The sequence below is a fragment of the Paenibacillus sp. NPDC058177 genome (genome assembly GCF_042883835.1).
Lineage (GTDB): Bacteria > Bacillota > Bacilli > Paenibacillales > Paenibacillaceae > Paenibacillus_AQ > Paenibacillus_AQ agri.
Genome location: NZ_JBHVVB010000003.1, coordinates 507529 through 522538 on the forward strand (window position 1 = coordinate 507529; position 15010 = coordinate 522538).

Sequence of the window (15010 nt, forward strand, 5' to 3'; positions counted from 1 at the left end):
TCCTTCAATAAAACTCACTATTCGTATGAATTTTATTGGTTATATAAATACACGAACTCTATGAATCATATGTATCTCTTAATTAATTCAATTTTAAGGAAAAAAATTACATCCTGCGACACTTATAATATTCATATAATTCCAACTTGTCAACTAAGTTTTATGCATTTTTAACCCTGTCTAGCGGCATGTTACAATAAAAATAAAAGTAAGAAGGTGCCCTCATGTTCCATCCTACCGTCTTTGATAATATTAAAATCGCTATCGAAAACCAAATTTACGACTACGACAACCTGGATGGACTCCTTATTGTTACAGACCGTTCAGATCTGCTGGACCTGGCGATCATGTCCCGGGAATTTATGCTTTCCTTCCAGCTTATCGGGAACCGGAATATCACCTCCGAGATTGTACTTCGTTCCTCTGTAAAAGAGCTTAGCGATGAAATTCTGGAGACGCCGGGAAGCGATCCCGGTTGTCATCTGCTGCTACGCTTTTATATGCAAATTAGCGATGCCTCTAAGGAATGCCCGGTTATAGCCAGTGCACTGAATACCATTTGGGGGCCGGATCTGCAGCCAGTGCAGTCCTTGTCTTTTATATACGGTCAGGAAGAGGATAGCTATCATAACTGCATTGAATTACAGTTCAAGCGGCAAATTACTGAGGAACAGATGGAGGATATTCCGGAGCTCCTGAAGCATGTCTTGCAAAGTGCCGAAGCCCTTGGAAATCTATAGTTTCTACTCTGCAGCCAAACTCTAATCGAGAATGGAGAATGTCACTATGTCAATTCTGCCTTCTGCCAAAGAAGCTCGCTGGTTTCGGTGGATGGGGATTTACAGTCTGCTTCTGTGGCTGCTGCTCTGCCTGAATCGCTTCGTCTTGCTCGGACGGCCTTTTGAAGTTACACTTCTGCTGCGGTTCGCCCTGTTTGCCCTTACGATATCCGCTGTTCTGCATACCTTCGGATGGCTTGGTGCCCGGTTGGTCTGGATGATGGCAACTGTCGGGATTGCCGCAGGCTTTCTTGTGATGTTCACTTACAGCTCCAGGGAAATGTCCGGCTGGCAGGATCTTACGGGTTTTTTCGCTTTCTCTGTATTATCACTCGGAGGCTTCGTCTTCGGGTTGATCGTAGAAGGCATCGTCCGGCTGGCCAAGTGGTGGAGCAATTCCTAGTTTCACACGTTGCAACTACATGTGGAGGTGATGTCTTTGTCTAATGCCATACTTACCAAAAATGCGCTGGCCCACTCACTGAAAGGTCTGATGGAGCATACTCCGCTGAACAAAATAACCGTCAAGCATCTTGTAGATGATTGTGGACTGAACAGACAGACCTTTTACTATCATTTTCAGGATATTTTTGAGTTGCTAGGCTGGATCTATACTACAGAGGCGCTGGAAAGCATCGCCCAGTATCGAAGCTTTAACACGTGGACGGACTGTTTCTATAGAATATTCTGCTATATTGAGAGCAACAAGGCCTTCTGTTGCAACACCCTGGATTCCCTAGGCCGGAATCATCTCGATGCCTATCTCTATTCAGTGACCCATGACATGATCATGGGGGTGATTCGTGAGCTGTCCGAAGGACTGGAAGTGAGTAGTACCGATAAAGAATTCATTGCTAACTTTTATACACTGGCTTTTACCGGATTAGTCATCCAATGGATAAGAAACGGCATGAAGGAGCCACCCAAGCAGATTATAGAAAAACTAAGCGAACTGCTCGAGGGCAACTTTGTTAAGGCCCTACACACGTACGGCAACAAGTCGGCTCCATCCCTATAGATCTGATTCAAATCTGATTTTACGAAGCAGTCGTTCTTAAGAATGCCTCGCGAAGTTCTTTGAATCCTGTCTAAAAACTAGACACTTTCCCTCAAGTGACCAAAATCCCGACACTTCCAAGGTTTTGATTATACTCACGCCTCACGCCTTGTATTACATTAGGGGTGTGATTACAGCAACCCTTTGGAGGCGATAGTTGTGAGAGAAGAATACAGTGATAAACAGGTCTATTTTGTAGGTGGAGGCATTGCGTCCCTGGCCGGCGCATCTTACCTGGTCAGAGACTGTGACTTTCCCGGTCAGAACATTCATATCATTGAAGAAATGAAAATTCTAGGCGGTAGCAACGACGGGGCCGGCGACGAAGAGAATGGCTATGTCATCCGCGGCGGGCGGATGCTCAACGATGAAACTTATGAGAACACGTGGGAACTGCTGACATCGATCCCATCCATCGACCGGCCGGGCCTGTCAGTAAGGGATGAGATTATGGCCTTCGACATGGCCAACCCGACTCATTCCAATGCCAGATTGGTCAATAGCCGAGGCGAGGTAGAAGATGTTCTGTCGATGGGCTTCGACATGGCTGACCGCCTTGCCATGGGTAAGCTAATCATCACACCAGAGGAGAAGCTGGGCAAAGCGCGGATCAATGACCTGTTCGGCCCTCATTTTTTTACAACGAATTTCTGGTTCATGTGGGCAACCACCTTCGCCTTCCAGCCGTGGCACAGTGCGGTTGAATTCAAGCGATACATGGTTCGCTTCATCCACGAATTCCCGAGAATTCAGACGCTGGAGGGCGTAACCCGTACGCCGTATAACCAATACGACTCTATTATTTTGCCAATGCATAAATATCTCGAAGGCTTCGGTGTAGACTTTACCCTGAAATGTACCGTAACTGACCTGGAGTTCAAGGACGGCGACGGCATCACTGTAACCCGGATGAATGTGCTGCGCCAAGGTGTAGCGGATGTGATCGATGTAAAAGAAGGCGATCTTGTCATCATCACCAACGGCTCCATGACCGAAGGCTCCAGCCTCGGCTCTATGACGGAAGCGCCAAGTCTGAACGGCAAGGGCAGCTCCTGGAAGCTGTGGGAGAATATCGCGGCCAAGAAGCCGGGACTCGGTAACCCTTCTTCTTTCGCAGATCATGTGGATGGCTCGAAATGGGAATCCTTCACAGTCACCTTCAAGGACACCAAGTTCTTCGATCTTATGGAGAAATTCACGCGTAACCGTGCCGGTACCGGCGCCCTGGTCACCTTTAAGGAGTCCAGTTGGCTTATGTCGGTTGTGCTGGCCTTCCAGCCCCATTTCCGCAACCAGCCGGAGCATGTCCGGGTATTCTGGGGTTATGGCTTGTTCCCTGACAAAGTCGGCGACTTCGTGAAGAAGAGAATGTGCGATTGTACCGGGGAAGAGATCATGGAGGAATTGATCGGTCATCTTCATTTTGAAGCACACCGGGAAGAAATTATGGCCACCGCCAACTGTATCCCGTGCATGATGCCTTATATCACGTCCCAATTTATGCCGAGACTGCACAGCGACAGACCGCAGGTGGTGCCTGAAGGCTCCACGAACCTGGCCTTTATTGGACAGTATTGCGAAATTGCAGACGATGTTGTTTTCACTGAAGAATACTCTGTGAGAGCCGCCAGAATCGCCGTATACACGCTGCTGGGCATCAACCGCCCAATTGAACCGATCACCCAGTATCAGTACGATGTGCGAAGCCTGTTCTCAAGCTTTATTACTTCTTTCAGATAATGACCTAGATGATATTCATATGCCAAAAAGGCGAAAGAGCAAGGGATTCCCTTCTCTTTCGCCTTTTTAAGTTCAGAACACCAGATTACAGACTGCAGGAGCCGTCTACACAACCGTCATCGCCAGCTGTTTGACCTTGGCTTTTGGGTTGGCCCACAACCTGTAGCGCCGGAGCTTCCTGCTCTTCTGCCCAAACGGTGTCCAGCACCTCCGAGAAGACCGGTCCAGGCTGAGCGCCTGATACAGCATACTTATTGTTGAAGACAAAGAACGGCACACCGGTAATATTCAAGCGGGCACCCTCTTCGATATCGGCATGAACTTCGGCGCTGTACGCATCAGATGCCAGCATCGCCGCAACGTCCGCCGCATCCAGCCCCACTTCTTCGGCCAGCTTGGCAAGTACACCCCGATCACCCAGATTCAGAGAATCCGTGAAATAGGCGCGCAGCAAACGTTCGGTCATCTCGGCAGCTTTTCCGTGCTTGGCTGCATAGTGGCTCAAACGATGACCGTCGAACGTGTTCGTATGCACCATAGTATCAAAACGGAAATCCAATCCCACACCTTGGGCCTGCTCCGTCAGCTGTGCATTCATTGCTTTAGCTTTCTCCAATGTCATGTTGTATTTCTTAGCCAGCATCTCGTGGATGGTCACATCGCCGTCAGATTTAGCATGGGGATCCAGCTGGAAGCTGCGGTAGACCACCTCCACTTTATCGCGGCCTGCAAACTGGCTCAGTGCGTGCTCAAGTCTTCTTTTGCCTATATAACAAAACGGACATGCATAATCAGACCAAATATCTATTCTCATCGTCATAACCTCCCAAATAATCCTTCACCTATTAAGTCACTTACTATTATATAGTTGAAGACTTGAAAATACAAACTTAGGTTTTTTCTGAAAAAAGTAAACGAAAGTGGTATATACGCTCTTCTTCGGCGGGGAGTAGAATGGGGATAACGGAAATTTCGGATGAATAGCGGGGAGCGCTCCCCCTGGAAGGAGACAGCGGCATGCATGATTTATCTATCGTGATTCCAACGCGCAACCGGATAAGTGACCTCACGCGATGTCTTGAATCTATTGCTGGACAAGTTCAGCTAGAGGACATCTCTATAGAGCTGCTCATTATGGATGACGGGGACATACCGGAGGAGACCCTGAAGCAGTTCCGCAACATACTTGCTGGGCTGCCGCAGACGAAGCTCCGATATTATCGGAAGACCAAACCAGGCGTCTGGCTCTCACGCTATGAAGCGGTGAGTCTCGCCGACGGCGACATCCTCTTAACGTTCGATGATGATGCCGAACTGGACGATCCCCTGTATATCCGCCGTATGTTGGATACCTATGCAACTGATCCTGGCATCGTCGGCGTTGGCGGTATCGCCAAGGGGCTGTCCAGCAGTCCTTCGGGCAAGCTGCTCGGCCGGCTGACCTGCCAAATGTCAGGCTCACCGGGCAAGCTATCCGCGAGCACGCTCGCTGGCTCCCTGCTTCTATGGGGAGAAACGAAGGAGACGTTTGAGACCGATTTTTTTCACGGCTGCAATATGTCCTTCCGACGATCTGCCCTAAGAGATATGAAGCCCTACCCCTGGATGACCAGCTATGCGGTAGCTGATGATATCTATATGTGTCATTTGGCCAGCCACTACGGCAAACTAGTCATCAACCCCCAGATGAAAATTACGCATCACGAATCCCCCAGCTCCCGTGACAAAGCAGGACGCGTTGCCAGAGCGACCGCGGTCAATCATTATTATCTGCTGAACCTGCGCCAAGCTCCGCTAACCGGTTACGCTGCCCTGCTCTGGACACTTACCTATTTAACAGGGAAATCAACGCTAAAACGCAACACGAGTGCTGTTTCCGGTTATATCCAGGGCATCCTCTTCGTATTAAATCCCCGTAAGAATAAGTACAAGGAGTATATGATGAACTGAAGCCAGAGTTCATATGGCTTTACACTATCACAATATGCATTACACCGACATGAATACCGCTATTACTTACCAACGCATCTTCTCTTTTCAGGGAAGGTGTTTTTGTTCTGAAGTGAGACAAATTTACTATTCGCAGGTCTTTCTCTGGAGTATGCTTATTGTCGCCCGACTGGAGAAATGGGTTCCCGGGGCTTCTTATCTGCGGTATGATAGTCATGATGTGGTTTAAGAAACTAACTTTATGGATGGTGGAACATGTTTAAAAACAAAAAATTGACGCTGATCCTTGCACTCATCGTTGTTGTTGCCTTAGCAGGCGGGATCTGGCTATTCACCGGGGGCAAACACAAAGAATCCGCGACCTCTCCGGACGGACAAGGTTCCAAGATTGTAGAAGAAAACGGAACGAAATCCCTGTCGCAGACATTTTACATTTATGATACGGTCGTGAACATCAAGATTTTCGGAGACAAGATTGCCCAGAAGAATATGGACGATATTCAGCAGATGATGGAACGTATGGATTTGGAATTCAGCCGGACCAAGGAAGGCGGCGAGATTTACGCCGTGAACAAAGCAGCAGGTAAAGACGCTGTTGTCGTCTCCGACGAAACACTGGACATTGTGAAGGAATCCCTTAAATATGCCAAGGAAATGGACGGACTGTTCGATCCTACCATTGGGCCATTGGTTGACCTCTGGAATATTGGTAGTGGCGGCAAGAAGGTGCCGGACAAAGACGCTATCGCGAAGGCTGCAAGCCTGACCAATTATAAAGACGTTATCATTGACGAGAATGCGAAGACTGTCAAGCTAACCAAAGAAGGTATGATACTCGACCTAGGGGCAATAGGCAAAGGCTACGCCGCAGACCGTATCGCTGATTACTTGAAAGAACAAGGCATAGAGAGTGCCATGATCAATCTCGGCGGCAGCAGCATTATTGCGCTGGGCGCCAAACCGGGCGGCGCGAAGTGGAACATTGGCCTGCAAGACCCTGACCAAAGCCGCGGAACACAGCTAGGTACGATCAAGATTGAGGACGAGGTCATTGATGCTTCCGGTGTATACGAGCGCTTTTTCATCCAGGATGGTGTCCGTTATCATCATATTCTCGACCCGCGCACAGGCTTCCCGTCCCAGAACGGGCTTAAGAGCATCACAATCATGAGCCCTAACGCAATGGATGCAGATGCATTGTCAACCGGGATCTTCCTGATGGGTCTGGACGAAGGCATGAAATTCATCGAGGCGCTGCCAGAGAAGATCGAAGCGTTCTTCATTACCGATGACAACAAGATCTATGCCACGTCCGGCATCAAAGGCAGACTGAACCTGACAGACACTACCTACACTCTTGCTAATTAAATGTGCAGAAGTGTGGAGCGTTGAGGGCGGTGCATTGAGGGGTGGGTGCGTAGATTACGGAACGCCGATTGAGGTGCATCGTCTGCAAGGTCCGTAGATAGCGGAACGCCCGGATACGAGCGTCGAGTGCAAGGTGCGTAGACGCATTGAGTGCTGGGTGCGTAGTTTACGAAACGCCGGATACGAGCGTCGAGTGCAAGGTCGTAGATGCGGAACATCGCATGCGGCACATTGAGCGCGAGTTGCGTAGATTACGGAACGTCCAATGTAGAGCGTCGAACGTCAAACGTCGCATGTGGAGCATAGTGTGAACAGGAGCAGCGACTAGAGGAACGGGTGAGTGGGAATTAAGTGCATATTTGTATCTTATATTTTATAAAACCATCCTTATTTGCGAATTAAGTGCAATTATGTACCTTAATTTTCAAGAAAGGACCAGATAAGGGGCCATTGATGAATTTTAACATACATTTTTGCCTTTAATTGCCCAAAACCACTCCTTTCATCCAAATTAAGGTACAGTTTTGCCCTTAATTTGTTCAACTCAGGGATTTATTCGCTAGCATCATTCAGAATTGAAGTTCCGTGCAACTAGAGCCTGTGAAAAGGACCTCGCCCTCCACGAATCGTGGAGTTCAGAGGTCCTTTGTTTTATAATTTGTGCATAAATTGGATCATCCCTATTTCCTTCGAGCATCACTTTTGAGCTGACCACCGAGTGTACTCCAAACCACGGGAACGTATTAAGCTAACGGGGAATCTCACTAAACCAGAACCCCACACAATACTATAGGATCGGCAGCCCGGCAAATTCTTCATAATTACTGAACGTGTGCGTCGGCTTATGGGCTGAACGCGGCTCTCTTCCGTGTGGATTGTACCAGCATACTTTCCACCCGGCTCCCAGCGCACCGACAACATCGTTATCCCAGGCGTCCCCAATATACAGTGACTGCTCTGCTGTCGTCCCGGTTTTGCGGTTCACATAGGCGAAAATCTCCGGGTCCGGCTTAGCAATCCCGACGGCATCGGAGATAAAAATCCGGTCCGCAGGCAGGATGCGATCCACACCAAGACCTACAATTTTTTTCATCTGGTGATCTGCCGGACCATTCGTAATCACACCTACCGTATGACCTGCGGTGATAAAGCGGTCCAGTTGCTGCCGCACCCCTTGGATCATTTCGATTTTGTACTGACGGCCGATGTACGCTGCCTGCACTTCTGCTGCCTGTGCACGATCAAGCGTCAACCCGAAATCCGCAAAAGCCCGTTCCATCCGCATGACCCGCGTCTCTTCCAGCGGAATTTCCCCACTCAGATATTGAGGCCACAGCAGATCGCTGTGATGCCTTACCTTAAAGAATAAATCCGCAAAGTCCAAGTTCTCTCCCTCAGGCTTCAAGACCTCCTTCACCGCTTCCCGGAAGGGAACCAGATGGTCATACAGCGTATCATCCAGATCAAAAAATACCGCTAATTTCTTGCTCTTCTCCACATTAAGTCTCCTTGCTCTATTTACTTTTGGAAAAAAAGATCATACGTATAAAAGTCCTCGTCCCTGATGTAGCCGTTCGATTCATATAAATGCTGCGCCATATTATTGTCTGTCGCGGTCGTTAACGTCAAACCCTTGCTTCCCGTTCTCATTGCATACTCACGCGCCGACTCCAGCAGCCTGGATCCTATACCAACACCCCGGAATTTTTCATTCACGTACAGGTCGTTCAAGATCCAAAGCCGCTGCAGTGACACCGACGAGAAGGACGGATACAGCTGTGTGTAGCCAGCCGCTCGGCGCTGATCCCCTGCTTCTTCCACTGCCAGCAAAATAACAGACTCTTTAAGCCGCAGTCGTTCCTCCAGGAACGCCCGTGCCCCGTCCAGATCGGATGCCTGTCTGTAGAACACCCGATATTCATCAAATAACGGAGAGAGCAGCTCCAAATCTTCCAAATCAGCTTGCCTAATTACGATTTTCTGCACATCATTCTTCTGCATCACATACCCCTGCTTTCCGGCTACAGCCTTTTTACTGTAATTGTAATATCTGGCTGCCGAATAGCCCATGGATAGATTGCTGCAAAATTTAGATCTTTACCTCATCACTGTTGCTATTCTTATCCCTATTCCTTGGAGTCATAGAAGACATGACGGGCGTCGGCTATCTTGCCATCTTCAATATCCAGCAGCCCGAAGGAGTACTGCTTCTCTCGCCGCTTGTCCGTTGGTGAGCCAGGATTGAATAACAAAATACCATTTTCTCTGCGCAATAGCGGTTGATGTGAATGGCCAAACAGGATGCAGTCCACTTCTTCCTCTGCAAAAGCGAGCAGCGCGTTGCCATCGGTTCCTTTGCGGGAGTATGGGGTATGTCCATGGATCATGCCGATGCGGACTCCCTCCAGCGTGATAATCTTCCGTTCACCGAAACGTTCTATAATTTCCGGACCATCATTATTCCCGGCAATCCCTTCCACCGGAGCCAACTCGGCCAGCATATCGTAAATCTCCAGCGCAACCCAATCCCCGAGATGCAGGATCATATCCACCTTGCGGAACTCTGCTATAAGGGCCTGTGGCAACGCTTTGGCCATTCTGGTCATGTGTGTATCGGATACAACGCCTACTTTCATGTCCTCAGCTCCATTCTTTTCAGGAATCCTACTAATTCTGATTATTGTATAATCTGCACTCCACAGACGCAAGTTTGTGGCAGTTATTCCACCGGCCTCGCCCTCTGTATCGCCTTAGAGTCTTTGGGATATTCTACGTTTCTACAAGAATGCCCTGGCGTCGTTTAAATTATGGATAATAAAATCCGGATCATTATGATTATCCAGTGTCCAGGGGACGGAGAGCCTATTCAGCCAACAGGCCTGGATTCCAGCGCGCTTCGCCCCCAGAACGTCAGAGACGGTATCGCCAATATGTATGATTTCCGCAGGTTGAACATTATAATGAGCGATCACTTGCTGGAATAGCGTGTTAGAATGATCATTTTTATACGATTTATATGTTTCTGAAGCGAACAGGCGAATGGGATAACGGGTATAAAAGGCAGGCAGCATATCCTCGTCCGTATCGCTTACAATGCAAACATCATAGTTTCCAAGAATATAGCGGATAAAGTCTTCCGTCTCTTCATATAGCTCTGCCTGCGAATGCTCCCGAACGAGAATATCCAGCGCTTGCTCTGGCTCGAATCGGATATTATACGTGGAGAAGAGTCTAGTAAAACACCGTCTGTATATCTCTTTGGTCAGCAGGAATTGGCCGTCACCCCTCATCTGCACAGCAATAGTATAATAATGTTCCAATAACCGAGCTTGATTACTATTCGCCTGATCCTCACTGCAGTCATTGCCCAAAATCGCATTCCACATGCTCATAGTACGCCTATCCAGATTCACCAGCGTTTGAAACATATCCAGACTAATGACCTTAATCGACTTCATGGCTACCCCCAATCTGCCTACTACCTGCGAATAATGTGAATTCCAATGATTCCTGTGAAAAAAGTACCACATCCTGCCCTCTCCCGGCTCGCTCTTTCATCACACACAAAAAGGACACTCATTCGAGTGTCCTTTCCTGGGCATTTAGCCTTTATTTGAACTTGTGCCAATCTTGTTTACTGTTCTCCAGCAGATGGGCAAAGTCATTATCCAGCCGCTTCTGCTCCGCTTTCCGCTGGTCTTCCACCGCTTGACGGGCTGCTTCCTGACGCTGTTTTTCTTCAGCCTTCAGTTCATCTGCCTGCGCTTTCAGCTTGCTCAGCACATCGCTGCTTAGCAGGTCTTTCAATGTAGCCGGACTGTCCGCTGCGGCAGCGCGGGGAGGCGTTTGAGTTCTTTTCTTTTTTGCCACGATGAATCATCCTTTCAGCCTACGTTTAATTCAAATTTGTTTTAGTAACGGGACTTTTCGTTTATAATGTACTATAAGAGGTGAGCCTTATGAAAGCCACAGATTTATGTCCCCGGTTACAAAAAAGCATGGATATTATGGGCAAGCGCTGGACCGGCCTGATCATCTATCAGCTCCTTCATGGACCACAGCGTTTCAGCACCATCGAAGCATCGCTCCCCGTCAGCGGAAGACTGCTCTCGGAGCGGCTCAAGGATTTGGAACAGGAAGGTATTGTTCTGCGGGAAGTTTTTCCCGAGACCCCTGTAAGAATTCAATATTCTTTAACGGAAAAAGGTCGGGCGCTTGAATCGGTCATTCGGGACCTGCAGCAATGGTCCGAGGACTGGATAGAGCCTGGAGAATGCCAATCCTGATTCCTGTCTAACTATAGAGAGCTTCACTGGACCCTACGAAATCACGTTTCGTAGGATGGAGACCGAAATAATACTGTGACGCAGGGAAACCGGAGAACGCCGGTTTCCCTTTTGGCATTTGGCCTAAAGCGGGGTATGGTGCTCCCAAGATTACAGCTTGCGGCCGATAATTACCAGATCACGCGCAATACCGTCCATTTCGGCTACCCCGGGCAGCAGTCCCCACTCCGTAAAGCCGAACTTCCGCAATAGACCCAGGCTAGGCTCATTATGGCCAAACACGAAACCGACGAGATTCTTCAGCCCAAGAGCCGGAGCCGTCTCCAGCGCCCGGGTCAGCAGAATGCTGCCTGCGCCACTTCCCCGGTACTTTTCACTTACATACACGCTGATCTCGGCAGTTCCATTGTAAGCCGGGCGTCCGTAGAACGACTGAAAGCTGAACCAGGCAGCGATCTCTCCGTTATTCCTTAGTACCCACAGCGGGCGATGATGGCTGTTATGCTCGTGGAACCAACGTTCCCGCTCCTCTACGCGTACAGGCTCCAGATCGGCAGTCACCATTCGTCCAGCAACTGTTGAGTTATAGATATTCACAATTTCCGCCAAATCGGCGAGCTCGGCATCTTCAATCGTGTAGTTCTGCCAATCCATATCTTCATTCCTCCAGTATAATACATTGTCTGCCATGGTTGGCGCTTGGCTCTTACTATTACTGAAATCGGTCAGGACAAGCCGACCTGTTCTTCACTCCACTGCCAAAGCCGCTTAGCTTCCGCGGAATCCGTCGCCCTCGGCGACAGCTCCTTAATCTTGCGGCGGTAATAATACTCTCCTGTAACCTGGCGCAACTCCGGGGCCGTGGCCAGATACAAGGCAGTGTCCGCCCCCTGCTCCGGTGTCAAGAAGAAAAAAGACATCAGCTTCATGACTGAGCTTCCAAAACCGGTATCCCGGTTCACCCCAATGCTCGTACCCACCGCACCAGGATGTACAGAGTTGACGGTAATCTGCGTTCCCTGCAGGCGCGATGCCAGTTCCCGGGTGAAAAGGATATTAGCGAGCTTAGAACGGGCATAAGCCTTCGCCAGATTGAAGCCCCGGGACAATGTTGGGTCCTCATAGTGCATGGAACCGATTTTATAGGCGCCGGAAGCAACCACGACGATCCGTCCCTGCTCTGCCGCTTGAAGTCGCTCCAGCAGCAGGTTGGTCAGCAGAAAATGTCCTAGATGGTTGACGCCAAAATCCATCTCAAACCCATCAGCCGTCAACTGGCGCTTCGTGCTGACTACCCCGGCATTGTTAATCAGGACATCCAATACAGAATAACGAGCGGAGAATTCCTGTGCGAAACTGCGAATGCTGTCCAGCGAGGATAGATCCAGCAGCATCAATTCAATCTCTTCCGATCCACTCTGCTGTCTGGCGGCCACTAACGCCTCTTCCCCGCGCTTATGACTGCGGCAAGCCATGATGACCCTGGCACCCTTGCGGGCAAGTTCAACTGTTGTAGCCAATCCCATACCGGCATTGGCACCGGTGATGATTACAACCTTACCTTTCATACGGGTTCACTCCTCTTAGGCTGGATTCGGCAGACGCGGCCGGTCCCCTGTTCTGGTTTTTTGCGGACGATTGTCTTAATATAATGGTACATCATTTTGCGGACGGGAGAAAGCATGCCTTCGCAAAACCGAGAGGGGAACTATTGAATATGAGCAATGTATTGAAAAGCCTGGAGCAAGGGCTGACCAGCGAAGGACTGGACGCTCTGCTCATCACCGATCCTAAGCATATCTACTATCTGACCGGATTCGCAAGTAATCCGCATGAACGTTTTCTCGGACTACTTCTGGTCCGTGGCGAAGAGCCCGTTCTGATCGTCCCGGCCCTTGATGCTGAAGCAGCCCATGCTGCCTCTTCCGTGAAGAATATCGCCACCCACAGCGACACCGATAATCCGTATGATCTGCTGCGCCAACGTCTGCAAGGCAAGAAGCTCGGAGCGGTCGGTATCGAGAAAGAGCATTTCACCGTCTCCCGATTCGAGCAGCTTGCAGCAGCTGTTCCGGCAGAGCGCTTCAGCGATATCGGCCATCTCTTGCGGAGCATGCGCGCGAAGAAGTCGCCGGAAGAAGTCGCTGCCATGAAACACGCCGCAGAGCTGGTGGAAGAAGTGCTGCGCCGTGGCCTGAAGCATGTCAAGGCCGGTGTCAGCGAAATTGAACTGGTAGCAGAGCTGGAGTATTTAATGAAGAAGCTTGGCGCTTCCGGCCCAGCCTTCGACACCCTGGTGCTCTCGGGACCGAACACTGCCCTCCCGCACGGCGAGCCGGGTAGCCGGATCATTGAGCCCGGGGACTTCCTGATGTTCGACCTCGGGCTATATGCTGCAGGCTACGCTTCTGATATCACACGCACCTTTGCCGTGGAAGAGGCGGACAGCAAGCTGACCGGCATCTATAATGCCGTACTTGCAGCCAATGAAGCAGGGATTGCCGCTGCTATACCAGGAGCAACCTTTGGTTCAGTGGATCGCGCCGCGCGTGAAGTCATTGAAGCTGCCGGGTACGGGGAGTACTTCGTGCATCGTGTCGGCCATGGCCTCGGCATAGATGTCCATGAATATCCTTCACTGCACGGCCTCAATGAAGACATCATTGAAGTGGGCAATGTCTTTACGGTGGAACCGGGCATTTATGTGCCGGGCGTAGGCGGTGTGCGCATTGAAGATGATGTCTTCGTCAGTGAAAACGGTGCGCAGACACTGACCAACTTCCCTAAAGCTCTGACTGTGCTTCATCTATAGAGAGAGTTTCCAATCGCCCTTGACCAAGGAAAATTGGGCGCATATTGAAAACAGCACGTCTCCATATGCGGGGACGTGCTGTTTTTTAAATACTGTAACTTGCTCTATAAGATCTCCTGGATCTTCTAGGCGGTAGTCGCCTTCGTATCGGAAGCCTCCGGGAGTGGCATATTCGGTTTATCCTCCGCAAAAGTAAACGTGCGGGCGATATACAATACCGGTGTCCCTGCTGCAGTGAGCAAGAATTTGATAATATAAGTGGTCAGTAGTATCTCTGTCCATACCTTCAAGTCGTAAATGCCGGCAAAAGCAATCGTACAGAAGATCAGCGTATCCACAAAGGAACTCACCATCGTGCTGCCGTTGGTGCGAATCCAGAGCTGGCGCGAACTGCCATAATACTTGCGAATCCAAGAATACAGCCGTACATCCAGGAATTGACTGACGAAGTAAGCTACCAAGCTGCCCAGTGCAAGCCGCGGCATCATTCCGAAGATCGTCTCCAGTGAAGACTGGGCGATATCACTCTCCTGCGGCGTGAACGCCAGCGCCATCTGCATGATCACCGTCGTCGTAATCAGGGTGAAAAAGCCAAACCATACCGCTGTCCGCGCTTCGACCCGCCCATACTTCTCGTTGAGCAGATCGCTCGCCATATACAGCGTCACGTACATGGTGTTGCCAAGAGTCATGACAATGCCTGGTGGCATGGAAATGGTTTTGGAGACCTGAATATTGGCAATGACGGTGGCGACTCCCACCCAGGCATACATCCCTTTTTTGCCGAATAGTCGGTAGCACAGCAGAAAAAACACAAAATTGACGAGGACAAAGAGAATCCCCCACCATAAATTAAACATCTTCTTATAACTCCTCCTAGTTTTGTTTACGCGGGATGGTTACGAACCGCGGTTCCGGATTCCGGAACAAAACATAAACACTCTACCATAACAGAACCAAAGATACCAGAATATTTTGATTTTTTGTACGAATCCTCTTTCTTCCACCTAATTCTATT

General features: G+C 49.6%; 17 protein-coding genes and 1 riboswitch. Of the genes, 8 read left to right on the top strand and 9 right to left on the bottom strand.

The annotated features are described in order from the left end of the window. Positions 1-224 precede the first annotated feature (224 nt). From ACFVU8_RS16215 to ACFVU8_RS16230, 4 genes are all read left to right on the top strand, one after another. A complete protein-coding gene (locus ACFVU8_RS16215; RefSeq protein ID WP_387428418.1) occupies positions 225-740 on the top strand; it encodes a hypothetical protein in 516 nt (171 codons plus the stop codon). 46 nt (positions 741-786) lie between these two features. Next, positions 787-1182, top strand: coding sequence for a hypothetical protein (locus ACFVU8_RS16220; protein WP_387428420.1), 396 nt, complete (start codon positions 787-789; stop codon positions 1180-1182). 30 nt (positions 1183-1212) lie between these two features. Then, positions 1213-1797, top strand: a complete 585-nt coding sequence (locus ACFVU8_RS16225; protein ID WP_387428422.1) for a TetR-like C-terminal domain-containing protein — start codon at positions 1213-1215, stop codon at positions 1795-1797. Positions 1798-1995: 198 nt separating this feature from the next. Continuing rightward, a complete protein-coding gene (locus tag ACFVU8_RS16230) occupies positions 1996-3576 on the top strand; it encodes an oleate hydratase (protein ID WP_387428424.1) in 1581 nt (526 codons plus the stop codon). An 85-nt stretch (positions 3577-3661) separates the two neighbouring features. On the opposite strand, the gene ACFVU8_RS16235 is transcribed toward ACFVU8_RS16230, so the two are convergent. Continuing rightward, positions 3662-4390 carry a DsbA family oxidoreductase gene (locus ACFVU8_RS16235; protein ID WP_387428426.1) on the bottom strand — a complete coding sequence of 243 codons (729 nt, stop codon included), beginning with the start codon at positions 4388-4390 and terminating at the stop codon, positions 3662-3664. 203 nt (positions 4391-4593) lie between these two features. Between ACFVU8_RS16235 and ACFVU8_RS16240 the strand changes: the two genes are divergently transcribed. Together ACFVU8_RS16240 and ACFVU8_RS16245 are read left to right on the top strand one after the other, a co-directional pair. Continuing rightward, positions 4594-5526 (top strand): glycosyltransferase family 2 protein, encoded by a 933-nt coding sequence (locus tag ACFVU8_RS16240; RefSeq protein ID WP_387428428.1) that lies wholly within the window; start codon positions 4594-4596, stop codon positions 5524-5526. Positions 5527-5781: 255 nt separating this feature from the next. Further along, the gene (locus ACFVU8_RS16245) at positions 5782-6894 is read left to right on the top strand and encodes an FAD:protein FMN transferase (protein WP_387428431.1); all 1113 of its coding nucleotides are present in this window, start codon (positions 5782-5784) and stop codon (positions 6892-6894) included. 787 nt (positions 6895-7681) lie between these two features. Here the strand turns inward: ACFVU8_RS16245 and ACFVU8_RS16250 are convergent. The 5 genes from ACFVU8_RS16250 to ACFVU8_RS16270 form a co-directional block, all read right to left on the bottom strand. Further along, positions 7682-8392 (bottom strand): HAD family hydrolase, encoded by a 711-nt coding sequence (locus tag ACFVU8_RS16250; RefSeq protein ID WP_387428434.1) that lies wholly within the window; start codon positions 8390-8392, stop codon positions 7682-7684. Positions 8393-8412: 20 nt separating this feature from the next. Next, positions 8413-8964, bottom strand: coding sequence for a GNAT family N-acetyltransferase (locus ACFVU8_RS16255; RefSeq protein WP_387428435.1), 552 nt, complete (start codon positions 8962-8964; stop codon positions 8413-8415). A 56-nt stretch (positions 8965-9020) separates the two neighbouring features. Then, positions 9021-9530 carry a metallophosphoesterase family protein gene (locus tag ACFVU8_RS16260; protein ID WP_175370681.1) on the bottom strand — a complete coding sequence of 170 codons (510 nt, stop codon included), beginning with the start codon at positions 9528-9530 and terminating at the stop codon, positions 9021-9023. 141 nt (positions 9531-9671) lie between these two features. Beyond that, positions 9672-10352, bottom strand: coding sequence for an HAD family hydrolase (locus tag ACFVU8_RS16265; protein WP_387428439.1), 681 nt, complete (start codon positions 10350-10352; stop codon positions 9672-9674). Positions 10353-10503: 151 nt separating this feature from the next. Further along, positions 10504-10764, bottom strand: coding sequence for a YqkE family protein (locus ACFVU8_RS16270; RefSeq protein WP_175370679.1), 261 nt, complete (start codon positions 10762-10764; stop codon positions 10504-10506). A gap of 89 nt (positions 10765-10853) precedes the next feature. Between ACFVU8_RS16270 and ACFVU8_RS16275 the strand changes: the two genes are divergently transcribed. Continuing rightward, positions 10854-11180 carry a winged helix-turn-helix transcriptional regulator gene (locus ACFVU8_RS16275; protein ID WP_066373172.1) on the top strand — a complete coding sequence of 109 codons (327 nt, stop codon included), beginning with the start codon at positions 10854-10856 and terminating at the stop codon, positions 11178-11180. A 150-nt stretch (positions 11181-11330) separates the two neighbouring features. Here ACFVU8_RS16275 and ACFVU8_RS16280 read toward each other — a convergent pair whose 3' ends face one another. Beyond that, complete coding sequence (locus ACFVU8_RS16280; protein WP_387428441.1) at positions 11331-11834, bottom strand: GNAT family N-acetyltransferase; 504 nt, start codon at positions 11832-11834, stop codon at positions 11331-11333. A 71-nt stretch (positions 11835-11905) separates the two neighbouring features. Further along, positions 11906-12748: an SDR family oxidoreductase gene (locus ACFVU8_RS16285; RefSeq protein ID WP_387428445.1), complete on the bottom strand. Its 843-nt coding sequence runs from the start codon at positions 12746-12748 to the stop codon at positions 11906-11908. A gap of 149 nt (positions 12749-12897) precedes the next feature. Here ACFVU8_RS16285 and ACFVU8_RS16290 point away from each other — a divergent pair, with 149 nt between their 5' ends. Next, positions 12898-13992, top strand: a complete 1095-nt coding sequence (locus ACFVU8_RS16290; protein ID WP_387428447.1) for a M24 family metallopeptidase — start codon at positions 12898-12900, stop codon at positions 13990-13992. A gap of 125 nt (positions 13993-14117) precedes the next feature. Here ACFVU8_RS16290 and ACFVU8_RS16295 read toward each other — a convergent pair whose 3' ends face one another. Then, the gene (locus tag ACFVU8_RS16295) at positions 14118-14852 is read right to left on the bottom strand and encodes a queuosine precursor transporter (protein WP_387428450.1); all 735 of its coding nucleotides are present in this window, start codon (positions 14850-14852) and stop codon (positions 14118-14120) included. 10 nt (positions 14853-14862) lie between these two features. Next, positions 14863-14908, bottom strand: a riboswitch (PreQ1 riboswitch). Positions 14909-15010 lie beyond the last annotated feature (102 nt).